Origin of the sequence: Mesorhizobium sp. ES1-4, assembly GCF_020164745.1 — a bacterium.
Taxonomy (GTDB): domain Bacteria; phylum Pseudomonadota; class Alphaproteobacteria; order Rhizobiales; family Rhizobiaceae; genus Mesorhizobium.
The window spans coordinates 43,230-66,423 of the sequence record NZ_JAIUGV010000004.1 but is presented as its reverse complement, the minus strand read 5'-3'; the positions used below and the strand labels follow the sequence as shown (position 1 = coordinate 66,423).

15 protein-coding genes and 1 pseudogene are annotated in these 23,194 nt (G+C 63.0%); 5 read left to right on the top strand and 11 right to left on the bottom strand.

All coding sequences use genetic code 11. The features are described from left to right. Nucleotides 1–252: 252 nt before the first annotated feature. Nucleotides 253–1,398: pseudogene (locus tag LB556_RS08550) on the bottom strand (peptide ABC transporter substrate-binding protein); the annotation flags it as partial. Nucleotides 1,399–1,876: 478 nt separating this feature from the next. Here LB556_RS08550 and LB556_RS08545 point away from each other — a divergent pair. Together LB556_RS08545 and LB556_RS08540 are read left to right on the top strand one after the other, a co-directional pair. Next, a complete protein-coding gene (locus LB556_RS08545) occupies nucleotides 1,877–2,323 on the top strand; it encodes a TadE/TadG family type IV pilus assembly protein (protein WP_224566720.1) in 447 nt (148 codons plus the stop codon). Then, complete coding sequence (locus LB556_RS08540; RefSeq protein WP_224566088.1) at nucleotides 2,324–4,081, top strand: TadG family pilus assembly protein; 1,758 nt, start codon at nucleotides 2,324–2,326, stop codon at nucleotides 4,079–4,081. A gap of 28 nt (nucleotides 4,082–4,109) precedes the next feature. On the opposite strand, the gene LB556_RS08535 is transcribed toward LB556_RS08540, so the two are convergent. The 10 genes from LB556_RS08535 to LB556_RS08490 all read right to left on the bottom strand — a co-directional run bounded on the left by LB556_RS08535 (nucleotide 4,110) and on the right by LB556_RS08490 (nucleotide 20,167). Continuing rightward, on the bottom strand, nucleotides 4,110–5,795 hold the full coding sequence (locus LB556_RS08535) for an alpha-glucosidase family protein (RefSeq protein WP_224566086.1): 1,686 nt from the start codon (nucleotides 5,793–5,795) through the stop codon (nucleotides 4,110–4,112). Further along, nucleotides 5,792–7,849: a glycogen debranching protein GlgX gene (gene glgX, locus LB556_RS08530; RefSeq protein ID WP_224566084.1), complete on the bottom strand. Its 2,058-nt coding sequence runs from the start codon at nucleotides 7,847–7,849 to the stop codon at nucleotides 5,792–5,794. Before glgX ends, LB556_RS08535 begins: the two co-directional genes overlap by 4 nt. A 55-nt stretch (nucleotides 7,850–7,904) precedes the next feature. Continuing rightward, nucleotides 7,905–9,533, bottom strand: a complete 1,629-nt coding sequence (locus tag LB556_RS08525; protein ID WP_224566082.1) for an alpha-D-glucose phosphate-specific phosphoglucomutase — start codon at nucleotides 9,531–9,533, stop codon at nucleotides 7,905–7,907. Nucleotides 9,534–9,536: 3 nt separating this feature from the next. Beyond that, nucleotides 9,537–10,982: a glycogen synthase GlgA gene (gene glgA, locus LB556_RS08520; protein WP_224566719.1), complete on the bottom strand. Its 1,446-nt coding sequence runs from the start codon at nucleotides 10,980–10,982 to the stop codon at nucleotides 9,537–9,539. 19 nt (nucleotides 10,983–11,001) lie between these two features. After that, nucleotides 11,002–12,267: a glucose-1-phosphate adenylyltransferase gene (gene glgC, locus LB556_RS08515; protein WP_224566080.1), complete on the bottom strand. Its 1,266-nt coding sequence runs from the start codon at nucleotides 12,265–12,267 to the stop codon at nucleotides 11,002–11,004. Nucleotides 12,268–12,313: 46 nt separating this feature from the next. Continuing rightward, a complete protein-coding gene (gene glgB / locus LB556_RS08510) occupies nucleotides 12,314–14,527 on the bottom strand; it encodes a 1,4-alpha-glucan branching protein GlgB (RefSeq protein ID WP_224566078.1) in 2,214 nt (737 codons plus the stop codon). Between the two features lie 71 nt (nucleotides 14,528–14,598). Further along, nucleotides 14,599–17,061 carry a glycogen/starch/alpha-glucan phosphorylase gene (locus tag LB556_RS08505; RefSeq protein WP_224566076.1) on the bottom strand — a complete coding sequence of 821 codons (2,463 nt, stop codon included), beginning with the start codon at nucleotides 17,059–17,061 and terminating at the stop codon, nucleotides 14,599–14,601. A gap of 132 nt (nucleotides 17,062–17,193) precedes the next feature. Further along, nucleotides 17,194–17,976, bottom strand: a complete 783-nt coding sequence (locus LB556_RS08500) for an ATP-binding cassette domain-containing protein (protein ID WP_224566074.1) — start codon at nucleotides 17,974–17,976, stop codon at nucleotides 17,194–17,196. After that, nucleotides 17,973–19,034, bottom strand: coding sequence for an ABC transporter permease (locus LB556_RS08495; protein WP_224566072.1), 1,062 nt, complete (start codon nucleotides 19,032–19,034; stop codon nucleotides 17,973–17,975). Before LB556_RS08495 ends, LB556_RS08500 begins: the two co-directional genes overlap by 4 nt. A 155-nt stretch (nucleotides 19,035–19,189) precedes the next feature. Further along, complete coding sequence (locus LB556_RS08490; protein WP_411908577.1) at nucleotides 19,190–20,167, bottom strand: sugar ABC transporter substrate-binding protein; 978 nt, start codon at nucleotides 20,165–20,167, stop codon at nucleotides 19,190–19,192. Nucleotides 20,168–20,435: 268 nt separating this feature from the next. Here LB556_RS08490 and LB556_RS08485 point away from each other — a divergent pair, with 268 nt between their 5' ends. From LB556_RS08485 to LB556_RS08475, 3 genes are read left to right on the top strand one after another with little or no spacing between them, the layout of a single operon-like run. Further along, nucleotides 20,436–21,662 (top strand): ROK family protein, encoded by a 1,227-nt coding sequence (locus tag LB556_RS08485; RefSeq protein ID WP_224566070.1) that lies wholly within the window; start codon nucleotides 20,436–20,438, stop codon nucleotides 21,660–21,662. Continuing rightward, complete coding sequence (locus LB556_RS08480) at nucleotides 21,663–22,109, top strand: RbsD/FucU family protein (RefSeq protein WP_224566068.1); 447 nt, start codon at nucleotides 21,663–21,665, stop codon at nucleotides 22,107–22,109. After that, entirely contained in the window at nucleotides 22,106–23,029 is a 924-nt protein-coding gene (locus tag LB556_RS08475; protein ID WP_224566066.1) for a carbohydrate kinase family protein, read from the top strand. Before LB556_RS08480 ends, LB556_RS08475 begins: the two co-directional genes overlap by 4 nt. Nucleotides 23,030–23,194 lie beyond the last annotated feature (165 nt).

Sequence of the window (23,194 nt, the reverse complement as noted above, 5' to 3'; positions counted from 1 at the left end):
TCAGTCCTTGCTGATGAAGCGCGACGGATGCACGTCCATCACGTTGTCGACGAAGCCATGCAGCTTCGAGGAAACGATGTCGTGGTAGCTGTAGTAGAGAAGCGGGATCTGGCCGACATCGTCGATCAGGATGCGCTCGGCCTCGGAGAGGTCCTTCATGCGCTCTTCAGGCTTACCGCCGGCAGCCGCGGCCTTGTCCATCGCCGCTTCGTATGCGGGGCTGTCGTAGTTCGAATAGTTGTTGCCGCTGGCCTTGCGCGTGATGCCAAGGAAAGTTTCCGGATCCTTGTAGTCGGCAATCCAGGCGGCACGCGCGACGTCATAATCGCCCTTCTGCTCGAGGAAGGAGTAGTGGGTCTTGGTGTCGGTGTTGAGCAGCGTGACATCGACGCCAAGCGGCTTCAGCTGTTCCTGGATCGCCACTGCCGTGTTCTTGTGGTTTTCCGAGGTGTTGTAGCGGATCTCCATCTTCAGCGGATGCTCGGGCGTGTAACCAAGCTTCTCGAAGATCTTCTTGGCCGCGTCCTCGCGGTCGATCTGCGGCATGTCGGCGTATTTGGCCATTGCGGGCGTGTAGCCCTCGATGCCGGGGGGCACCATCGAATAGCCCGGCAGCATCGAGTTCTGCCAAACCTTTTCGGCGATGAAATCGCGGTCGATCGCCATCGAGATGGCGTTGCGCAGTTCGGGGTTGTTCCAAGGCGCCTTGTCGGTCTTGATCGCATAATAATAGGTGCCCAGATACGGCCCGACATGAATCTGGTCGCCGAACTTGGTCTTGAGATCGGCGAGCTGTTCGGTCGGCAGATCGTCATAGGAGTCGAGTTCGCCGGCCTCGAAGCGCTTCATCGCCGATGAGCGATCCTCGGTCGGAATGTAGTTGACGACGTCGAACTTGACCGTCGCGGCATCCCAGAATTTCGGATTCTTGACCAGCTTCATGTGATCGTTGGGAACCCACTCGGCCAGCGTATAGGCACCGTTCGAAACCAGGTTGCCGGGCTTGATCCAGTCGGCGCCGAGCTTTTCAATCGAGGCCTTGCTGACCGGATAGGTCGCCTGATGGGTCAGCATCTCCAGGAAGTACGGCGTCGGCGCCTTCAGCGTCACTTCCAAGGTGTTGGCATCGATCGCCTTGACGCCCATATCCTCCGGCTTACCCTTCTTGGTGTTGACGTCCTCCGCACCCTTCACCGGATACAGCATCGATGCGTATTCGGCGCCGGTCGCCGGGTCCTCAAGCCGGTGGAAGGCGTAGACGAAGTCGTCCGCCGTCACCGGGCTGCCGTCCGACCACATGCCGTCCTTGCGCAGCTTGAAGGTGTAGACCGTGCCGTCATCCGACACCGTCCAGCTTTCGGCGGCGCCCGGAATGAGGTTGGCCTTCTCGTCCTGCATGACCAGTCCCTGGAACAGGTCACGCAGCACGTTGGCTTCATAGACGGTCGAGGTCTTGTGTGGATCGACCGACTCCGATTCAGCGGAGGTGCCCCTGTTATAGACGCTCTCGGCAAAGGCCGACGTCAAGAACGTGCCCGCAGCCAACGTCAAGGTCGTGGCGAATACCGTCGCCTTCAGCATGTTTTTCAGCATGAAGTTCTCCCTGTCGGCGCTGCCATCGGCGCGCCTTTGAGTGTTGACGCCCCGGAACCGATGTCTGGTTCCTTTGAGCGCGCCGCCGGTTCCCCCCGGCGGCTGGTGGCAGGAGACTAGACAGGAGGTAAGCTCTTTTCAACCGAGTACTGATTGACCCTAAGTCAATCCCCATCGTCGAAGAAGCAACGGCTAAATTAGAGAGCCTTTTTCAATCGAGCACACCTTTTGGTTGCACCCCGAGTTTTCGCTTTCTGCATGCGAACTTGGGCATGCTGGCGCCATGGTTCACAACCTCATTTCCAAGCTCCGAAGGCGCCAGTTCCGAACAGACCATTCGGGAACTTCAGCGGTCGAGTTCGCCCTCCTGTCACCGCTCTTCATGCTTCTCCTGCTCGGCATGGTTGCGTACGGCATCTATTTTGGCGCTGCCAACTCCATCCAGCAAATTGCGGCCGACGCCGCCCGGACGGCGATCGCCGGTGTGAACCAGACCGAGCGCCAGACGCTCGTGGCCAGCTACCTCGCCAACAACGCCGGTGGCTACCCTTTCGTGGACGGCAGCAAACTGACCTACCAGGCCAATGACAGCGTCGCCGACGGAAGCCAGTTCGTGGTGTCCATCTCGTACGATGCCCGCAACCTGCCGATCTGGAATCTGTTCCCGGGCATAGCCATGCCAGGCACGACCATCAGGCGCCAGTCAACAATCAGGGTCGGGGGTATCTGAATGCTGCAGCGGGCGGGCAAGCGCATCGGCCGGCTTGCATGGTCGATGATGGGAGACAGGAACGCGAACTTCGCCGTCATGACCGCACTGAGCGCGCCGGTCGCATTGGCACTGGCAGCGGTGGCCATAGATGAAGCCTCCATCTACACCGAGCGCCGGGAAGCCCAGGCGATGGTCGACCTGGCGGCGATCACCGCCGCCTCGAACATCAATAACGTCAACACAGCGGTCATCACCACGCTCACCGACAACGGCATGCCGGGTGTCGTCGTTCAAGCTGCGGGCCAGACCATGCCTGCGGCCGTCGGAAAGACGGTGGTGACGGTCACGCGGGGCCGATATGCCTCGTCGACGGCCAGCGTCAGCCAACGCTTTCAGGCAGGCGTGACGCCTTACAATGCCGTCCGGGTCACTTTGGCGAAAATCCCCAAGCGCTACTTTGCAAGCTCGCTGATCCCCACTCCCGTCATCGGCACCCAAGCCACGGCCAGCATGACGCCGCTGGCGACATTCTCGGTCGGGTCGAGACTGCTCAGCGTCAATGGCGGCATCCTCAACGCACTTTTGAGCGGACTTCTCGGCGGCAACATCTCGCTCAGCGTCATGGATTACAACGGGCTGATCTCGGCCGATGTAAGCGTGCTTTCCTTCGTCAGCGCGCTCGCCACACAACTGAACATCACGGCCGGTACCTATTCCGACGTCCTCGCCTCGAAGGCGACCGTCGGCCAGATCGCGACTGCCATGGCCAATGTTCCTGGCCTCGGCAATACCGCGAAGGTCGCCCTGCAGACTATCGCCTCCAGGTCGACCAGCACCGTCAAGGTCCCCCTCAGCACTCTTGTCGACCTTGGTTCCATCGGCAGCCTCGGCCTTGGGCAACAGTCGTCCGGTCTCGGAGTCGACGCAAGCGCCATGGGAATGCTGACCGCTGCCGCCGTGCTCGCCAACGGCACCAACCAAGCCGCGGTCGACCTCGGCGCCACCATACCGGGGTTGCTCTCCACCAAGCTCAGCATCGCCATCGGCGAGCCGATGCAATCCTCGCCCTGGCTGGCGGTCGACGGTATCGGCACTGTCGTGCGGACCGCCCAGACCCGCATCAAACTGACGGCCTCCGTCGGTATCGGCTCGCCCGGACTTAGCGGCGGCGCCAGCCTTGTGGCCGTCAATCTGCCGCTCAATGTGGAAGTGGCCTATGCCGAGGCCAAGTTGACCGACATCACCTGTCCGACAGGGCCGTCCAGCATAAGCGTTTCCATCACCGCGCACCCCGGTATTGCCCAGTTGAACCTGGCCAACAGCAACAACCCCTCCGGCTTCTCCGATTTCAGCCAGCCGCAGACCTTTACGAATGCAGAGATCGCCGATGTCAAGCTGCTGTCGATACCCTTGGTTCAAGTAATGGGTTCGGCCGCGATGGCGATCACGAACAACAGTCCGCAGACCCTGACCTTCAATGCGACCGACATCGCCAATAAGACGGTAAAGACCGTTTCGACGCGCAACATCTCGCAGTCGCTCACCACCTCGCTGGTCGACGACCTGTCGCTTTCGGCCAATCTGCTTGGTCTTGGGATCAACGCGACCACCCTGCTCAGAACGGTCAAGCCGGCGGTGGTGGCTTTGCTCAACACCGTAACGGCGCCCGTCGACGACCTGCTTTACAATGTGCTTTCGGCACTGGGTGTCGGTGTCGGCGAGGCCGATGTGCGTGTCACCGGCGCGACCTGCGGACGGGCAGTGCTCGTTCAGTAGGACCGTTTGGCCACAGCCGAAGCGGCAATCAGTCGAGCCGACCAAGGAAGCAACCGAGGGGCGGCAGCGAGAGCGCGTTTTCCTCGACAGAAGCGTTGCCGCCCAGGACAGAAGCGAGAGTTCCGATATCCTCAAGCAACGGCCAACTCGCTGGCTCACTGGCGAAATTGAAGACACAGAGCAGCCTCTCCCCACCACCCTCGCGGATGAAGGCGAGCACATCGCCCTCCGTATCGAGAAAGCGGATCGAGCCGCCGACAAGCGCGGGATGCTGCTTGCGCAAGACGAGCGCCGAACGGTAGGCCGACAGCACAGATTGTTCCTCGCCGTTCTGCACGTCTACCGCACGGGCGCGATGGCTTGCCGGCACAGGCAGCCAGGGTTTTGCGGTGGAAAAACCAGCATTGTCGGCCCCCGCCTCCCAGACCATCGGTGTGCGGCAGCCGTCCCTGCCCTTCACCCCGGGCCAGAAGCGGATGCCAACGGGATCGCGCAGATCCTCATAGGCGAGTTCCGCCTCCTGGAGACCGAGTTCCTCGCCCTGGTAGAGGCAGATCGAGCCACGCAGGGAACACAACAGCATGATCGAGAATCTGGCCACAGCATCGGGATCGCCGTCCGGTCGCGTCCAGCGGCTGACATGGCGCACCACATCATGGTTGGAAAACGCCCAGCAGACCCAGCCGTCGGCAACCGCATTTTCGAAGGCCTCGACGCAGCCGCGCACATGCGCCGCCGAAAACTGTGAACCGAGCAGGTCGAAAGTGTAGCTCATCTGAAGCTTGTCGCCGCCGGAGGTGTAGGCGGCGAGCGTCTGCAGCGAACGGCCCTCGTCGCCGATCTCGCCGACGGCGGCGCGGTCGCCATACTCGTCGAGCAGCGCGCGGAACCGCCGCAGGAACGCAAGGTTTTCCGGCTGCGTCTTGTCGAACAGATGCTCCTGATAGAGGTAGGTGTTGGTCTCCGTGTTGGTGCCGGCAACACTCGAAGCCAAGGGCGGATTGCCGCGCAGCCAGCGGTCGTGGACATAATAATTGACCGTGTCGAGCCGAAAGCCGTCGACACCGCGCTCGAGCCAGAACCGCACCGTGTCCAGCAACGCGTCCTGGACTTCCGGGTTGTGGAAATTGAGATCCGGCTGCGAGGCGAGGAAATTGTGCATGTAGTATTGCCGACGGGTCGCGTCCCACTCCCAGGATGGCCCGCCGAAGACCGACAGCCAATTGTTGGGCGCGCCGCCGTCAGGCCTGGCGTCGGCCCAGACGTACCAGTCGGCCTTGGCGTTGTCGCGGCTGGCGCGGCTTTCGATGAACCATTCATGCTTGTCGGATGAATGCGACAGCACCTGATCGATGATGATTTTCAGGCCGAGCCGGTGCGCTTCGGTTACCAGCGCGTCGAAATCGTCCAGCGTACCGAACATCGGGTCGACGTCGCGATAGTCCGATACATCATAGCCCATGTCGGCCATGGGCGACTTGAAGAAGGGCGACAGCCAGACGGCGTCGACGCCAAGCGAGGCGATATGGGCCAGCCTTGACGTAATGCCGCCCAGATCGCCACTGCCATCGCCCGTGGTGTCCTGGAATGAGCGCGGATAGACCTGGTAGATGACGCAGCCTCGCCACCACTCGGCTCCCTTCCCGGCCCGCGGGTCGGCCCCCTGGTCGGCCCATTGGTTGGCCCACGGGTCGGCATTGTTGTCGGCCATCATGAACCTTTCCCCGCACGGGCCTTCCCGGCCCTGCGCGAACTGTCTTTTGATTTCGCATCGAATTGCGCGAAAACCGGCTGTGCCGTTTCGGGATATTCTGCCATGAAATTGACGCTGCGGCCCGGCAGCGGGCGTAGAAGGTCGACCGCCTGCGTTTCGATTGCCGGGCGCCACCGGAAGCCGTCTCGCGCCGGCAAGGTGAAGACGCATTGGCGACGGTCACCATTGATCATGACGGCAACCCTGCCATCCTCGTAGGCAAGCAGCATGACGAGGCGATGCCGGCCGGCGTCGTTCCAGTCGGTCTCGGCAAGCGGCTCACCGGTCTCGGTCAACCAGGCGACGTCGGGAGCGCCTGAGGCCCCGACCGGCTCTCCGGTCAGGAAACAGGTGTCCGACAGGGCAGGCATCGCCTGGCGAAGCGCCGCGAGCGCCGACGCATAACGCTCCAGCGCACGATCGCGGACCGCCCAGTCAAGCCAGGTGATGGCATTGTCTTGTGCATAGGCGTTGTTGTTGCCCTTCTGCGTTCTGCCGAACTCGTCGCCTGCTGTCAGCATGATGGTGCCGCGCGACGCGAACAAGGTGGCCAGCAGTGCGCGCTGGTCGTCGAAACGGGCCGTGATGATCGCTGTCTCGTTCGTGTCTCCCTCGACGCCATTGTTCCAGGACAGGTTGTCGTTGTGGCCGTCGCGGTTCTGCTCGCCATTGGCTGCGTTGTGCTTGCTCTGATAGGCGACGATGTCGGCCAGCGTCATGCCGTCATGGGCGGCGATAAAATTCACGGCGCGGCTTCCCGGCCCCCCTGCCCTGTCGAACAGGTCGGAAGAACCGGCAAGGCGCGTGGCGAGCGTACCAACCATGCCGGCATCGCCGCGCCAGAACCGTCTGACATCGTCGCGGTAGCGATCGTTCCACTCAAGGAACGGCGGCCGGAAATTGCCCAGTTGATAGCCGTTTGCCCCTATATCCCAAGGCTCGGCGATCAGCACGCGGTCGCAAAGCACCGGATCATGGGTGATGGCCCGCAGCAGCGGCGCTTCCGGATCGAAGGCACCATCGACCCGGCCCAACACCGGCGCCAGATCGAAGCGAAAGCCGTCGACGCCGGCCTGGCGTACGAAATGACGGAGTGTGTCGAGCACCATTTCCCGCACCACCGGATGGTCGCAAGCGATCGTGTTGCCGGTGCCGGTGTCATTGACCAGCCCGCCATCCGGCCTGTGCCGATAATAGGCCTGGTTGTCGAGCCCGCGCAGCGAGAGCGTCGGACCCAGCCTGTCGCTTTCGCCCGTGTGGTTGAAGACGAGATCAAGAATGGTGCCGATGCCGGCCCGGCGCAGCGCGGCGACCGTGTCTTGCAATTCCGTCAGGCCGCCGGGCGCAAGGCGAGGGTCGAGCGCCATGAAGGTCACGGGATTGTAGCCCCAGGCGTTGCTCAAGCCCAGCGGCGGCAGATGCCGCTCGTCGATGGACGCCGTCACGGGCATCAGTTCGACAGCGGAGACGCCCAGCCTTTGCAGATGCCCGATGATGGCCGGATGGGCAAGTGCTGCGATCGTGCCGCGCTGTTCTTCCGGCACATCCGGGTGGAGCTTGGTGAAGGCCCGGACATTCAATTCGTAGATCAGGCCGCCCTGACGAAACAGCGGCGGCAGGATCGGTGGAGCCGTGGACAAGGCCCTGGCCACCGTCTTGGGCATCAGTGACGCGGTGTCGGTGCCCTCATTGCGCCGCGCGGCGAGCCGCCAGTGATAGGCATAGGCACGATCGATTTCGACGGCGTAAGGATCGGTCAGCAGCTTGTCGGGGTCGAACCAAAGCCCACGCTCGGGGGCATAGTCGCCATCGGCACGCAGGCCGTAGCGCGCCCCCGCGGCCAAGCCGGAGACGAAGAGCGCATGTACGCCGTCGCCTTCCGGCTGCAACTCGAGGCGATCGAGCTCGCGGTTTCCCTGCTCGTCAAAAATCGAAACCCAGAGGCGACGGGCCGACGAGGACCATGCGGCGAAGCGGATGCCGTCAGGGGTGATGGTGGCGCCCAGGGACGTCATGTGCGCGCGCCCTTCCGCCCTTGTGGGGTCCGAAGGAGGAGCCTCTCCACCACCCTCAAGTAATCACGCTGGGCTTGTCGCGGCCGGTATGGCTCTTGATCCCGGCAATGTCGTCGGCGGCGGCGATGAGATCGGCGAGCGCCTCCTGCGTGTCGAGATCATGCCTCGCCTTGTCCGGTTCGTAGCGCTCGATATAGACGCGCAGGGTCGCGCCCGAGGTGCCGGTGCCGGAGAGGCGGAAGACGACGCGTGAGCCGCCTTCGAACAACACCCTTATGCCCTGGTGCTCGCTGGTCGAGCCATCGACCGGGTCGTGATAGGCAAAATCGTCGGCATTGGCGATCTTCAGGCCACGAACGCTGGTGCCTGGCAGCGAGCCGAGCTTGGCCCTGAGTTCGTCGACCAGCGCATTGGCGCGGTCGCTCTCGACCTCCTCATAGTCATGCCGCGAATAGTAATTGCGCCCATAGGCCGCCCAGTGCTCGGTGACGACCTGCTTGCAGCTTTCGCCGCGCGCGGCCAGGATGTTGAGCCACAGGAGCACCGCCCACAGACCGTCCTTTTCGCGGACATGGTCGGAGCCGGTGCCGGCACTTTCCTCACCGCAGATCGTGGCCATGCCGGCGTCGAGCAGATTGCCGAAGAACTTCCAGCCCGTCGGCGTCTCATAAATACCGATGCCAAGCTTGTGGGCGACGCGATCGGCGGCTCCGCTGGTCGGCATCGAGCGGGCAATCCCCTTCAGGCCGTCCTTGTAGCCCGGCGCCAGGTGGGCATTGGCGGCCAGCATGGCGAGCGAATCCGACGGGGTGACGAAAATGCCCTTGCCGATAATCAAATTGCGGTCGCCGTCACCATCGGAGGCAGCGCCGAAATCCGGCGCATCCGGCCCCATCATCTCGTCATAGAGGTGCTTGGCATGGACCAGGTTGGGATCGGGATGGTGGCCGCCGAAATCGGGCAGCGGCTTGAAGTTTCGGCAGGTGCCGTCGGGGGCGCCGAGCCGGTGTTCCAGGATTTCCTTGGCGTAGGGTCCGGTCACCGCATGCATGGCGTCGAAGCGCATGCGAAAGCCCGACTTGAACAGTTTGCGCAGCGCATCGAAATCGAACAGGCTTTCCATCAGGTCGGCATAGTCGGTGACCGGGTCGATGATCTCGACGGTCATGCCGGCGGCCTTGACGGTGCCGACCGTATCGATATCGATCGGATCGATGTCGGCGATCTTGAAGTTCGAAATCGCCTTGGTCTTTTCGAAGATCGCGTCGGTCAGCTTTTCCGGTGCCGGGCCGCCATTGCCGGCATTGTACTTGATGCCGAAATCCTCGTGCGGGCCGCCCGGATTGTGGCTGGCCGACAGGATGATACCGCCGAAGGTCTTGTACTTGCGGATGACATGCGAGGCGGCCGGCGTTGACAGGATACCGCCCTGCCCGACCATCACCTTGCCGAAACCATTGGCGGCGGCCATGGCAATAGCCTTCTGGATGACCTCGCGGTTGTAGTAGCGGCCATCGCCGCCGATCACCAGCGTCTCGCCCTTGAAACCGTCGAGCGCATCGAAGATCGACTGGATGAAATTCTCCGCATAATGCTCCTGCTGGAAGACAGGCACCTTCTTGCGCAGGCCCGAGGTGCCCGGCTTCTGGTCGGAATAGGGTTTGGTGGGGACGGTGCGTATCATGCTTCAGGCAACCCTTTTCGAAAGCAGAAGACGATAAAGCTCAACATATTTTTCCGCGCTTCGATCCCACGAGACGTCGCTCTTCATGCCCTGGCGCTGGATGGCCTCGAAGGCGGCGGGGTTGGCGTAAGCATCGGCCAGGCGGCGGATGGCGTGCAGCATCGCGCCGCCATTGTTGGGAGCAAACTGGAACCCGGTCGCCACGCCGGCCGCCATTGCTGCCTCATTGGCATCGATGATCGTGTCGGCGAGGCCACCGGTGCGTGCGACCACCGGCACGCAGCCATAGCGCAGACCGTATAGCTGCGTCAGCCCACAAGGCTCGAAGCGTGAAGGGATGACAATGGCGTCGCAGCCGCCCTGCATGATGTGCGACAGTCCCTCGTCATAGCCGACCACCACGCCGATACGGCCACGGTGGCGTGCGGCAGCGGCCAGCAGCGCGCCTTCGAGCCCGGCGTCGCCCGAGCCCAGGACGGCCAGCCTGGCGCCTGTCGCGACGATGCCGTCGATCACCGTCGCCAATATGTCCATGCCCTTCTGCCAGGTCAGCCGGCTGACGACACAGACAATCGGGCTGCCGTCGCGATCAAGGCCGAAACGATCCTCGACCGCGGCCCTGTTGGGCGCGCGGGCCTTCAACGTATCGGCCGTATAGGTCGATACCAGATGCTTGTCGGCTTTTGGATCCCAGATGGCGGTGTCGATGCCGTTGACGATGCCGTAGAGATCGCTGGAGCGCATGTTGATCAGGCCATCGAGGCCCATGCCGAACTCCGGCGAGCGAATCTCCTGTGCATAGGTCGGGCTTACCGTTGTGATAGCCCAGGCGGCCTGTAGGCCGGCTTTGAGGAAGCCGACGCCGCCATAATATTCGACCCCGTCAAGCGCCATCGCCGCCGCCGGCAAGCCAAGTTCGCCGAAGATGCCGGCGCCGAACTGGCCCTGGAAGGCGAGATTGTGGACGGTCATCATCGTCGGTGTGCCGACGGCCTTGCCGTAACGCATGTACGCCAGCGTCATTGCCGACTGCCAGTCATGGGCATGGACGATGTCAGGCAGATAGCCCGAAATGGCGCCGCCGGCGATATCGGCGCCGGCCTGGCTCAGCGCCGCGAAGCGCCGCCAATTGTCCGGCCAGTCCGCGCCCGAGGCATTGCCATAGGGACCGCCCGGACGGTCGAAGAGATGCGGCGCGTCGAGCACGAAAAGGTCGAGCCCGGCGACCTCGACGGCATGCACCGAGGCCTTGCCGCCCTGCAGTAAGGGATACTGATAGACGGCCTTCTTTTTCTTGAAAGCGTTCATCACCACCGGAAAGCCCGGAATGAGCGTGCGCATTGTCACGCCCTTGGCCGCGAGCGCGATGGGCAGCGCCCCGGTCACGTCGGCAAGCCCGCCGGTCTTGATCAGCGGGAAAATCTCTGGCGTGACCGACAGAACCTGCATCAGCGACAACCCCACTCCGCTATAATTTCAGCTTGTCGATCATGTCCTGCGTGACCAGGCAGATGCCTTTTTCCGAAACGCGGAAGCGCTTGGCGTCGAGCGCGGGATCCTCGCCGATCACCAGCCCTTCCGGTATCCTTACACCGTGGTCGATGACGACGCGCTTCAACTTTGCGTTCCGGCCGACATGGACGTCCGGCAGCATGACAACCTCTTCCAGGGTCGAATAGGAATTGATGCGCGCGCCGGTGAAGATCAGGCTCTTCTTCAGCGAAGCGCCCGAGACGATGCAATCGCCCGACACCAGTGAGGAGACGGCAGAACCGCGCCTGCCGTCCTCGTCATGGACGAACTTTGCCGGCGGCTTCAGTTCGGCATAGGTCCAGATCGGCCAGTCGCGGTCGTAGAGGTCGAGCTCGGGCGTCACGTCGGTCAAGTCGATGTTGGCCTCCCAATAGGCATCGACCGTCCCGACATCGCGCCAGTAAGCCTCGTTCTCCGCGGTCGAACGCACGCAGGACTTGGTGAAGCGGTGCGCGATCGCCTTACCGTGCGTGACGATATAGGGGATGATGTCCTTGCCGAAGTCACGGCTAGAGCCTGGCTCGGCCGCGTCACGGCGCAGCTGGTCCATCAGGAACTTGGTCTTGAAGACGTAGATGCCCATCGAGGCCAGCGCGAATTCCGGATTGTCGGGAATGCCGGGCGGATCAGCGGGCTTTTCGACGAAGGCGATGATGTTGTCCTTCGCATCGACATGCATGACGCCGAAGCCTGTCGCTTCCATGCGCGGCACCTCGAGGCAGCCGACCGTGACATCGGCGCCGGCATCGACATGCTGGCGCAGCATCAGCTCGTAATCCATCTTGTAGATGTGGTCGCCAGCCAGGATCACCATGTATTCCGGGCCATAGGCCTCGATGATGTCGATGTTCTGGTAGACGGCGTCCGCCGTGCCTTCATACCATTGCGTTTCCGATACGCGCTGGCTCGCCGGCAGGATGTCGAAGCTCTCGTTTCGTTCGGGCCGCAGGAAGTTCCAGCCGCGTTGCAGGTGGCGGATCAGCGAATGCGCCTTGTACTGGGTGGCGACGCCGAGGCGGCGGATGCCGGAGTTCAAGGCATTGGAGAGCGCGAAATCGATGATGCGCGTCTTGCCGCCGAAATAGACCGCCGGCTTGGCGCGCCGGTCGGTCAGCTCCTTGAGACGGCTGCCGCGCCCGCCGGCCAGCACATAGGCCATGGCGTCGCGAGCCAGTGGCTGGGTTCTTTTGAAGTCTGCCATTTATACCCTCCCGAGTTACTCAGTCTCGCCATGTTCCGGCCGATGCTCAATCGGCAACGTGCTCGAGCATGATCGTCGACAGCGGCGGCAGAAGCATCGTTGCCGAGATGCTCTTGCCCTCAGCCCTTGCCTCGACCGCGCCGCCATTGCCCATGCCGGAGCCGCCATATTCGGATGCGTCGGTGTTGATGATCTCGCGCCACTTGCCGGCCTTCGGCAGCGGCACACGATAATTGTCGCGCGGCACCGGCGTGAAGTTGGAGATGACGGCGACCGGATTGCCGCCAGGCGCGTTGCGCACCCAGGCGAAAACCGAATTCTGGCTGTCGTCGACGATCAGCCAGGAAAACCCTTCCGGCTCGCAGTCGCGGCCATGCAGAGCCGGCCGTGAGCGGTAGAGATAGTTGAGATCGCGCACCGTCTGCCAGACGCCGCGATGCGGACGGAAATCGAGCAGGTTCCAATCAAGCGCGCGCGCCTCGCTCCATTCGCGGCGCTGCGCGAATTCCTGGCCCATGAACAGCAGCTTCTTGCCGGGATAACCCCACATGAAGCCGTAATAGGCACGCAAGGTCGCGAATTTCTGCCAGTCGTCACCGGCCATCTTTCCCAGCAGCGTGCCTTTGCCATGCACGACCTCGTCATGCGAGAGCGGCAGCACGAAATTCTCCGAGAACGCGTAGGTCAGGCCGAAGGTCAGCTCGTTATGGTGGTGCTTGCGGAAAATCGGCTCCTTGGAAAAATACTCCAGCGTGTCGTGCATGAAGCCCATGTTCCACTTGAAGCCGAAGCCCAACCCGCCTTCATGGACAGGAGCCGAGACCTTTGGCCATGAAGTCGATTCCTCGGCGATGGTCATGACGCCGGGATGGTGCCCGTAGAGCTCCTTGTTCATCTTCTGCAGGAAGCTGACTGCCTCCAGGTTTTCGCGCCCACCCTTCTCGTTGGGGATCCATTCGCCCTGCTTGCGCGAATAGTCGAGGTATAGCATCGAGGCTACCGCGTCGACGCGAAGACCGTCGACATGGTATTTTTCGGCCCAGAACAGCGCGTTGTTGACAAGGAACGACACCACCTCGCGGCGGCCGAAATTGTAGATCGCGGTGTTCCAGTCCGGGTGGAAGCCCTTGCGCGGGTCGGCGTGCTCGTAGAGCGCGGTGCCGTCGAAATGGACCAGGCCGTGCTCGTCGACAGGGAAATGCGCCGGCACCCAGTCGAGGATGACGCCGATGCCGGCACGGTGGGCGCCGTCGACAAAACGGGCAAAGCCGTCCGGATCGCCGAAGCGCGCCGACGGCGCGTAGAGGCCGGTTGTCTGATAACCCCAGGACGGATCATAGGGATGCTCGGAGATCGGCAGGAATTCGATATGGGTGAAACCGGTCTCGACCACATAGGGGATCAGCCGGTCGGCCAGTTCATCCCATGACAGGAAGGTGCCGTCGTCGCGAAGCTGCCAGGAACCGGCGTGGACTTCGTAGATCGAGATGGCCTCGCGCCGAGGGTCGGCATTGCGCCAGTAGTTGCGATGCGCCTCGTCGCCCCATGCATGCGCCGGCGGCACCGCGGTCACCGAGGCCGTCGCCGGGCGCAGCTCCGACTTGAAGGCGAACGGATCGGCCTTCAGCGGCAATCTCACGCCATCGGGACCGATGATCTCGTATTTATACGGCCGGCCGGCACCAATATCGGGAATGAACAGCTCCCAGATGCCCGTGTCGCGACGGTCGCGCATCGTATGCCGGCGGCCGTCCCAGTCATTGAAATCGCCAACCACCGAGACGCGCCTGGCATTTGGAGCCCACACAGCGAAATGCACGCCTGAAGCGCCTTCGTGTTCGATGACGTGCGCGCCAAGCTTGTCGAACAGCCTGAGATGCGAACCCTCGGCGATGTAGTAATCGTCCATCGGTCCGAGCACCGGACCGAACGAATAGGGATCGGTCAGCCACCAGTCGCCGCCGGTGTTGCGCACATGGTAGCGGAGCGGCTGGCGCTTCCTGATCGACAGTTTGCCCTCGAAGAAACCGGCATCATCGCGCCTGGTCAACTCGCCCGCCGGGATACCAGTCAGCGTATAGGCGGTGACGAATTCGGCGTTTGGAACAAAGCAGCGGGCGAACAGGCTCTTGCCGGCCTCCTGAACGCCGAGAACCGCAAAGGGATTGCCGTGCGTACCGGCGACAATCGCCGCAACATCGCTGGCTGGTGCCAGTCCGTCCGGCCCGCTTGTCGCAGCGGTCGCGCGCGGCTTCCTCATCAGGCGGTCGCCCTCCCCGGGCACCAAGTGTTTGTTTTTGCGGCCATCGTTCGTGGCCTTATGCAATCACATCAGACGGGCACGTTCCAGATTTCTTTCGCGTATTGGCGGATCGTGCGATCGGAGGAAAACCAGCCGACGCGCGCGACGTTGCGGATGGCGCGGGCGTACCAGTCCGGGCTGTTGCGCCAGACGGCATCGACATCGCGCTGGCAGGCGGCATAGGCATCGAAATCCGCGGCGACCATGAACCAGTCGGTGTTGTAGAGACCGTCGATGAGGTCGCGGTAGCGATTGGGATCATCGGGCGAGAAAACACCCGACGAAACGGCCGCGACCGCCTGCGCCAGTTCGGGAGACGCCTCGATGACGGCGCGCGGATCGTAGCCATTGTTACGCCGTTCGGCGACTTCTTCGGTGGTGAGGCCGAAGATGAAGATGTTGTCGTCGCCGACATGCTCCTTGATCTCGACATTGGCGCCGTCGAGCGTGCCGATGGTCAGCGCGCCGTTCAGCGCGAACTTCATATTGCCGGTTCCCGACGCTTCCATGCCGGCGGTCGATATCTGCTCCGAGAGATCGGCGGCCGGCATCAGCACCTCGGCCAGGCTGACATTGTAGTTCGGGACGAACACGACCTTCAGCAGGCCGCGCACCGAAGGGTCACTGTTGATCACCCTGGCGACGTCGTTGGCCAGTTTGATGATCAGCTTGGCGTTGTGGTAGCTGGGCGCCGCCTTGCCGCCGAAGAATTTCACGCGCGGCATCCAGTCGCGCTCGGGATGCGAGCGGATCTGGTCATAGAGCGCGATCGCTTCGAGAATGTTGAGCAACTGGCGCTTGTATTCGTGGATACGCTTGACCTGGATGTCGAAGAGCGCCGAAGGGTCGAGCTTGATGCCGAGGCGGTCGGCGACCAGGTTGGCAAGCCTCACTTTGTTCTGGCGCTTCACGGCGGCGAATTTTTCGCGGAAAGCGGTGTCGCCGGCGAGAGGATCGAGCCCCTTGATCGCCTCGATGTCGTCCATGAAGCGGTCGCCGATCGCCTCGCGGGCAAGCGCGGTGAGGCCCGGATTGCACTGGATCAGCCAGCGGCGCGGCGTGATGCCGTTGGTCTTGTTGTTGATGCGGTCGGGATAAAGCTTGTGGAGGTCGGCGAAGACCGTCTCCTTCATCAACTCGGTGTGCAGCGCCGACACGCCGTTGATCGAATGCGAGCCGACAAAGGCCAAATTGCCCATGCGCACCCGGCGGTCGCCGTTCTCCTGGATCAGCGAGATGCGGCTGATCTGTTCGCCGGAAAACTGGTTGGTGGCGCGCGCCTCCAGGAGCACTTGCGCGTTGATTGCGTAGACGATCTGCATGTGACGCGGCAGCAACCGCTCGAACAGCGGCACCGGCCAGCTTTCCAGCGCCTCGGGCAGCAGCGTGTGGTTGGTGTAGCCGAAGGTGCGCTTGGTGATGTCCCAGGCGAGGTCGAAGTCCATGCCGTGGACATCCATCAAGAGCCGCAGCAGTTCAGGCACGGCGATCGCCGGATGGGTGTCGTTGAGGTGGATCGCCGCCTTGTCGGGCAGCGATCTCAGATCGCCATATTGGCTCAGATGCCGCTGCAGAATGTCCTGCAGCGAAGCGGTGGAGAAGAAATATTCCTGCCTGAGCCTGAGTTCCTGTCCGGCCTTGTGGGAATCGGCGGGATAGAGCACGCGCGACAGGGCATCGGCCTTGTTGCTTTCGGCCAGCGCCCCGATGTGGTCGCCGGCGTTGAACTTGTCGAGCAGGATCGGATCGATCGGCATGCCCGACCACAGCCGCAGCGTGTTGACGCGCTTGGCCCGCCAGCCGGCCACCGGCGTGTCGTAGGCGACGGCAAGCACATGCTCGGTCGGCTTCCAGACATGCCGCTCAAGGCGGCCGTCCTTTGAGGTGATCGATTCGACCGAACCGCCGAAGCCGACTTCGAAGGAGCGTTCGCGGCGCTCGAATTCCCAGGGGTTGCCGTGATCCAGCCAGGTCTCGGGCAACTCGACCTGCCAGCCGTCGTGGATTTCCTGGCGGAACATGCCGTTGGCATAGCGGATGCCGTAGCCATGCGCGGGAATGTCGACGGTCGCCATGCTTTCCATGAAGCAGGCGGCGAGCCGGCCAAGGCCGCCATTGCCGAGGGCCGCATCCGGCTCGAGGGCGGCGATCACGTCGAGATCGACGCCGAGCGAGGACAAGGCCTCGCGCATGTTGTCCATCAGCCCGAGATTGGAAAAGGCGTCGCGCATCAGGCGCCCGATCAGGAATTCGAGCGACAGGTAATAGACACGCTTTTCCTGCTGGTCGTAGGCTTCCTTGGTCGCCTGCATCCAGTGGTCGACGACACGGTCGCGCACGACCTTGATCGACGCGGTCAGCCAGTCGTACTGGGTCGCGACGGTGGTGTCCTTGCCGACCCGGTATTTGAGCGACATCAAGACCTCTTCGGCGAGCGTCTTGGGGTCGGGATTGTCGAGAGCGGGGGCTTCGATCGTCATGGCGGATGTCATATCGCCTCTCATTCGTTTGGCGCGATCATACCGGCTTTCACCGTTTCTCCCAGCCCATCCTAGTGCATCGCAGCATGTTTTCAATCGATTTAGAGAACGGAGCTGCCCGCTACCCCGCGGCAACCTGGCGGTTCAGGCCGCCAATGCTGGCTCCGGGGGTGCCTTTGCCCCGGTCATGAAAGCAACGGCGTCGGACATCGTATATTGCTTGGGGTCGATGACGCACAGGCGACGCCCCAGACGGTGGATATGGATGCGGTCGGCCACCTCGAAGACGTGCGGCATGTTGTGCGAGATGAGCACGATCGGCAGGCCGCGCTTCTTCACGTCGAGGATCAGTTCCAGCACGCGGCGGCTCTCCTTGACCCCGAGTGCCGCCGTCGGCTCGTCCATGATGACCATTTTGGAGCCGAAGGCGGCGGCGCGCGCCACCGCAACGCCCTGGCGTTGGCCGCCCGACAGCGTCTCCACCGCCTGGCTGATGTTCTGGATGGTCATCAAGCCGAGCTCGGTGAGCTTGTCGCGGGCGCGCTTTTCCATTGCCGGACGATCGAGCATGCGAAGCCACTGGCCGACGAAGCCGGGTTTGCGGATCTCGCGGCCGAGGAACATATTGTCGGCGATCGACAGCGCCGGCGACAGCGCCAGGTTCTGGTAGACGGTTTCGATGCCGGCTTCGCGCGCTTCCATCGGCGACTTGAAGGAGACGGGTTTGCCTTCAAGCCGGATTTCGCCTTCGTCCGGCACGGTCGCGCCGGAAATCGCCTTGATGAGCGACGACTTGCCGGCGCCGTTGTCGCCGATGACGGCAAGGATTTCGCCGGGGTAAAGATCGAAGTCGGCATTGTCGAGAGCGGTGACGCGGCCATAGCGCTTGACCAGACCGCGCGCGGTGAGGATGGGTTCCTGGGTCATGCCGAAACCTTTCTGATCCATTGGTCGATGGCGACGGCGCCGATGATCAGCACGCCGGTGAGCAGGACTTTCCATTGCGGATCGGCGCCCAGCATATTGAGGCCCATCGAGACGACGCCGACGATCATCGCGCCGAACAACGTACCGAGGATGGAGCCGCGGCCGCCGAAGAGAGAAATACCGCCGATCACCGTCGCGGTGATCGCCTGCAGATTGTAGTCGGTGACGGCGGCGGAGGGCGAAATCGAGCCGTTGCGGCCGATGGAAACCCAGGCGGCGAAGGCGGCGATCAGCCCGGCGAGGGTGTAGACTGTCATCAACACCTTCTTGGTCTGGATACCCGACAGTTTCGCCGCCTCCTGGTCGTCGCCGACGGCGTAGACGTGACGGCCCCATGCGGTGTGGTTGAGCACGTACCAAAGAACCAGTACGAGCACGACCGTGGCGATGACGCCAAGCGTCAGCACAGCCGTGCCGACCTTGAAGCTCAGGGCAAACAGATGCAGCAGCGGCGCCTGATTGTCGACGTCGGTGTCGCGGATCGTCTCATTGGCCGAATAGATGAAGTTCGTAGCCATGACGATGTTCCAGGTGCCAAGCGTCACGATGAAGGGCGGCAGCTTCATATATGCGACCAGCAGCCCGTTCAGCAGTCCGCACGCCGCACCGGCGGCAAGCCCGATCGCCACGGCCAGCACGCTCGGCATGCCGTAGCTGACCGCGCAATTGCCCATGATCACGGCCGATATCACCATGATCACCCCGATCGACAGGTCGATGCCGGCGGTCAGGATGACCAGCGTCTGCGCGGCCCCGAGAATGCCGACGATGGCTATCTGCTGCAGGATCAGCGTCAGCGTGTAGGACGAGAAGAAACGTCCTCCGATCGTGGCGCCGAAGATGATGATCGACAGAAGCAGCACGATCAACGGCACCGCGGCCGGCGTCGAATGCAGAAAATGCTGGATGCGCTTGACGAGCGATTTGTGCTCGTCAAAAGCGGCTACGCTTGTATCGCTGGCCGAGAGAACTTTCTCGAATTCCTGAGCTTGAGCCATGTTTCCTCCCCGTAGGGCTTCAGCCACACGCTGACGCCGTCACGCCTTCCGGTCTACCGCCGGTATTATCCGCGTTTACAGTGATGCATCGTCCACCCGATGCGGCCGGGGATCAAGCCCCCGGCCGGTCGGTTCTGTTGCCGGTCAGGCCAGCATCAGCCCCAGCACTTGGCGAGGCCTTCCTTGGTGTCGATGGATTTGACGCCATTGGCCGGCTTGTCGGTGACGAGGTTGACGCCAGTGTCGAAGAAGTTCTTGCCCTCCGTCGGCTTCGGCTTGGTTCCGTCCTTGGCAAAAGCGGCAATCGCCTCGATGCCGAGTGCCGCCATCTGCAGCGGATATTGCTGTGAGGTGGCGCCGATGACGCCTTCCGCGACCGACTTGACGCCGGGGCAGCCGCCGTCGACCGAAACGATCAGAACCTGCTTTTCGAGGCCGACGGCCTTGAGCGCCTGGTAGGCACCGACCGCGGCCGGTTCGTTGATGGTGTGGATGACGTTGATGGTGTTGTCCTTCTGCAGAAGGTTCTCCATCGCCTTGCGGCCGCCCTCCTCGTTGCCGTTGGTGACGTCATGGCCGACGATGCGCGGATCGGTCTCGTCGCCGATCTTGTTGGGATCCTTGACGTCGATGCCGTAGCCCATCATGAAGCCCTGGTCGCGCAGCACGTCCACGGTCGGCTGCGACGGGGTCAGGTCGAGGAAGCCTATCTTGGCATCCTTGGCCTTGTCGCCCAGCGTGGCGGCGGCCCAGGCGCCGATCAGCTTGCCGGCCTCCAGATTGTCGGTCGCGAAGGTCGCGTCGGCGGCGTCGACCGGATCGAGCGGCGTGTCGAGCGCAATCACCAGCAGGCCCGCATCGCGCGCCTTCTTCACCGTCGGCACGATGCCCTTGGTATCGGACGCAGTGATCAGAATGCCCTTGGCGCCGTCGGCGATGCAGCTTTCGATCGCCGCCACCTGGCTCTCGCTGTCGCCGTCGATCTTGCCCGCATAGGTCTTGAGATCGACGCCAAGTTCCTTGGCCTTCGCGGTCGCGCCCTCCTTCATCTTGACGAAGAACGGATTGGTGTCGGTCTTGGTGATCAGGCAGGCGCCGACGCCGGCGGCGGATGCGGACGAAGCGAACGCCATCAGACCCAGTGCGGCCGCCGCAAAAACGGTGGACTTCAACAGTTTTGTATTGGTCACGATCTTCCTCCCAGTGGAACATTTTCGAATGCCGGCCAACCGGCACCCGCACGGCATCCAAGCGACTTCTCCCAGCGCGGATGCCCGACCAAAAGACACCAGACCAAGGCATCTGTCAATAATTAAATCACTCTTATTTATTATTGACAGTCTTGCGTCCTTCACTCATTCTGACCCAAAAGCATTATGGGGAAACGACGGGAGGAACAGGGTGGAGACCGCCACTGCGAGGCATGGTTCGCCCGAAGCGAATGAGAGCCTGATTCACCGCGGCACCAACCAGAGCGGCATGCGCGACCACAACGAGCGCCTGGTGCTTTCGCTGGTGCGCCAGCACGGCAGTCTGGCGAAGTCCGACATCGCTCGCATGACCGGACTTTCGGCGCAGACGGTTTCGGTCATCATGCGCGAGCTGGAGGAAGAAAGCCTGCTCGTGCGGCAGGCGCCGTTGCGCGGCAAGATCGGCCAGCCCTCGATCCCCATGGCGCTCAACCCGGAAGGCGCCTTCTTCCTCGGCCTCAAGATCGGCCGGCGCAGCGCCGAGCTCGTGCTGATCGATTTCCTCGGAAACGTGCGCGCGATGCTGCAGCATTCCTACCGCTACCCTGCCCCCCGCGAGACGGTCGAATTCGTGACGGCAGGCATGAAGACGATGCGGGGCGGGTTGACACCGGCGCAGGACAAGCGCATCGCCGGGCTTGGTATCGCCATGCCCTTTGAACTCTGGAACTGGGCCGACACCGCCGGCGCGCCGCGCGACGTCATGGACGAATGGCGCCACCGCGATATCAGGGCCGACATCCAGACGCAGTGCGATTTTCCGGTCTATCTGCAGAACGACGCCACCTCCGCCTGCGGTGCCGAACTGGTCTTCGGCCAGACGGGCGCGGCGCGGGACTTCGTCTATTTCTATATCGGCGCCTTTGCCGGTGGCGGCATCGTGCTCAACGGCCGGCTGTTCGGAGGCCCGACCGGCAATGCCGGCGCGCTCGGCTCGATGCCCGTGCCGGGACCGGATGGAAAGCCGACCCAGCTCATCGACGTGGCCTCGATCGCCATGCTGGAAAAAGCGCTCAATGCGCGCGGCGTCGAGGCCTCGTATCTTTGGACCTCACCCGAGGATTGGGGGGAGATAGGCGCCGAGCTCGACGAGTGGATCGCCAACGCCTCGCAGGCGCTCGCCTATGCCATCGTCGCGGCGTCCTCCGTCATCGATTTCGAGGCCGCCGTGATCGACGGTTGGATGCCAACGGCCGTGCGCCACAAGCTGGTCGAGGCGGTCGTGACGGCAATTGGCGCAATCGACGGCGAAGGCTTGAAACTTCCGGCCGTCCGCGAGGGAAGCGTGGGCATCCACGCCCGGGCGCTCGGCGGCGCCAGCCTGCCGCTTTCCGAACGCTTCCTGATCGGTGCGACGACGATCTCCAGGAGCGCCTGAATGCTGATCGGAATCCCGGCGCTGCTTGGTCCGGAGCTTCTGGCGATATTGCGCGCCATGGGTCATGGCGACGAGATTGCGCTGGTCGACGGGAACTATCCGGCGCAGGAGCAGGCCAGACGCCTCGTCCGGGCCGACGGCCATGCCCTCATTCCCGTACTCGACGCGGTATTGACGCTGCTTCCGGTCGACGATGCCGTTCCGGAGGCGCTGTTTCGGGCCTCGGTGAAAGGCGATCCGTCGCTTGCCGACCCTGTCCATCGTGAAATGGAGGCGATCTGCACCAAACGCGCGCCGGGCCGCAAGGTGGTTGCGCTGGCCGGCGCCGACTTCTATGCACGGGTCAAATCGGCGCATGCCATCGTCGCGACCAGCGAGCCCCGGCTTTACGCCAACATTATCATCCGCAAGGGCGTGATCTATCCGCCGGAGACCAAGAAGCCATGATCCTGTGCTGCGGCGAAGCCCTCATCGACATGCTGCCGCGCACCACCGCGCAGGGCGAGCCAGCCTTTGCTCCCTATGTCGGCGGCGCGGTCTTCAACTCGGCGATCGCACTCGGCCGTCTCGGCGCGCCGGCCGGCTTCTTCTCGGGCCTGTCGTCGGACCTGTTCGGCGGTCAGTTCAGGGACGCGCTGGGGGCGAGCAAGGTCAGTTCGACCTACGCGCACACCTCGCCCCGGCCGACGACACTGGCCTTCGTGCGGCTGAACAACGGCCAGGCGACATACACCTTCTATGACGAGAACACGGCCGGGCGCATGCTGACCACCGAGGACCTGCCGCAACTCGGCGGTGAGATCGAGGCGATGCTGTTCGGCGCCATCAGCCTGATCTCGGAGCCGGCCGGCTCGGCCTATGAAGAATTCATGCGGCGCGAGCATGAGGTCCGCGTCATGATGCTCGACCCCAATATCCGGCCGAACTTCATCCCCGACAAGGCCAAGCACCTCAGACGCATCCGCGCCATGATGGCCATGGCCGACATCGTCAAACTGTCGGACGAAGACCTCAACTGGTTCGGTGAAGCCGGTTCGCACGAGGAGGTCGTGCGCAATTGGCTCGACCGCGGACCGAAGCTGATCGTCGTCACGCATGGCAGCGAAGGTGCCGTTGGCTACAGCAAGCAGCACCGTGTCACCGTCATGCCGGAGACGGTCGAGGTGGTGGACACCGTCGGCGCCGGCGACACGTTCAACGCGGGCATTCTCGCCTCGCTGCATGAGCAAGGCCTGCTGACGAAAGCAGCGATTTCGAGCCTGACCGAAGACGCTATCCACAAGGCACTGGCGCTCGGCGCCAAGGCGGCGGCGGTGACGGTGTCGCGAGCCGGCGCCAATCCCCCCTGGCGGCACGAGATCGGCTGATCGGCGCTCCAACGCGATCACTTTATGTTTCCATGCGCCGGAAAGCCGCGATAGAAGTGGCGTGAGTTGCACCGCCAAGCCCGGATTTCCGGCTTTTTGAGGCAATGCGCCGGCAAAACACGGTAACGGGCTGCGACACTTGCACCATATGCCCGGTCCGCGGCC

Bases quoted from the DNA above. Each gene is read 5' to 3' on its own strand.
- LB556_RS08545 (WP_224566720.1), top strand. From the start codon at position 1,877: ATGGTTCACAACCTCATTTCCAAGCTCCGAAGGCGCCAGTTCCGAACA.
- LB556_RS08540 (WP_224566088.1), top strand. From the start codon at position 2,324: ATGCTGCAGCGGGCGGGCAAGCGCATCGGCCGGCTTGCATGGTCGATG.
- LB556_RS08535 (WP_224566086.1), bottom strand. From the start codon at position 5,795: ATGATGGCCGACAACAATGCCGACCCGTGGGCCAACCAATGGGCCGAC.
- glgX (WP_224566084.1), bottom strand. From the start codon at position 7,849: ATGACGTCCCTGGGCGCCACCATCACCCCTGACGGCATCCGCTTCGCC.
- LB556_RS08525 (WP_224566082.1), bottom strand. From the start codon at position 9,533: ATGATACGCACCGTCCCCACCAAACCCTATTCCGACCAGAAGCCGGGC.
- glgA (WP_224566719.1), bottom strand. From the start codon at position 10,982: ATGCAGGTTCTGTCGGTCACGCCAGAGATTTTCCCGCTGATCAAGACC.
- glgC (WP_224566080.1), bottom strand. From the start codon at position 12,267: ATGGCAGACTTCAAAAGAACCCAGCCACTGGCTCGCGACGCCATGGCC.
- glgB (WP_224566078.1), bottom strand. From the start codon at position 14,527: ATGAGGAAGCCGCGCGCGACCGCTGCGACAAGCGGGCCGGACGGACTG.
- LB556_RS08505 (WP_224566076.1), bottom strand. From the start codon at position 17,061: ATGACATCCGCCATGACGATCGAAGCCCCCGCTCTCGACAATCCCGAC.
- LB556_RS08500 (WP_224566074.1), bottom strand. From the start codon at position 17,976: ATGACCCAGGAACCCATCCTCACCGCGCGCGGTCTGGTCAAGCGCTAT.
- LB556_RS08495 (WP_224566072.1), bottom strand. From the start codon at position 19,034: ATGGCTCAAGCTCAGGAATTCGAGAAAGTTCTCTCGGCCAGCGATACA.
- LB556_RS08490 (WP_411908577.1), bottom strand. From the start codon at position 20,167: ATGGCGTTCGCTTCGTCCGCATCCGCCGCCGGCGTCGGCGCCTGCCTG.
- LB556_RS08480 (WP_224566068.1), top strand. From the start codon at position 21,663: ATGCTGATCGGAATCCCGGCGCTGCTTGGTCCGGAGCTTCTGGCGATA.
- LB556_RS08475 (WP_224566066.1), top strand. From the start codon at position 22,106: ATGATCCTGTGCTGCGGCGAAGCCCTCATCGACATGCTGCCGCGCACC.